2 protein-coding genes are annotated in these 550 nt (G+C 74.9%); both read left to right on the forward strand.

The features are described from left to right. Window positions 1-193: helix-turn-helix domain-containing protein (locus FJM51_RS24080; RefSeq protein ID WP_210240418.1), on the forward strand; the 193-nt coding region annotated here is incomplete at its 5' end. Then, complete coding sequence (locus FJM51_RS24775; protein WP_267901486.1) at window positions 190-321, forward strand: hypothetical protein; 132 nt, start codon at window positions 190-192, stop codon at window positions 319-321. The genes FJM51_RS24080 and FJM51_RS24775, both read left to right, overlap by 4 nt. The last annotated feature ends 229 nt before the right edge of the window (window positions 322-550 follow it).

Below are 550 nucleotides of genomic sequence, written 5' to 3' on the forward strand. Positions count from 1 at the left end.
CAGCACGGCGGGCAAGGCCGAGGCCGCGCTGAACAGCCGGCGCCGCGAGATGCGCGCGGCGCGCCGCGACCAGATCCGGCGCCGGCACGCCGAGGGCGAGAGCGTCGCGCGGATGGCGGAGCGGTTCCAGGTGAGCCCGCGCACGGTCGAGAGCGACCTGCTCGCGTTGCGCAAGGAAGGGCGGATCGCATGAAGCGCGACCTGAGATCCGGCCCGCTCGTCCGCTTCATCCGCAAGGTCCGCCGCGAGGTGACCCGCGCCGCGATGCGCCGGCCGATCCGCCAGCACAACCGCGAGAGCGGGGCGGGCCGGCACGAATGACCATCCAGCCGATATCCGGTGGCGGCCCCGCGTGGTCCCCCTGTCCTCCCCGGGGACCCGCCATCCACCCCTCGATCCAGCGGCGGGGCCGCCTCCGGATGTCGGCTTTCCCGCGGTTCCCCCGCCTGCGTCGGGCCTTCGGGCCCGGCGCCTTTTCCCCGGCCTGAGGAGAGGATGATGGGCAGCACGACACCGACTGACGGCCACCTGCGCGCGGCGCTGCTCGACC

Origin of the sequence: Amaricoccus solimangrovi, assembly GCF_006385685.1 — a bacterium.
Taxonomy (GTDB): domain Bacteria; phylum Pseudomonadota; class Alphaproteobacteria; order Rhodobacterales; family Rhodobacteraceae; genus Amaricoccus; species Amaricoccus solimangrovi.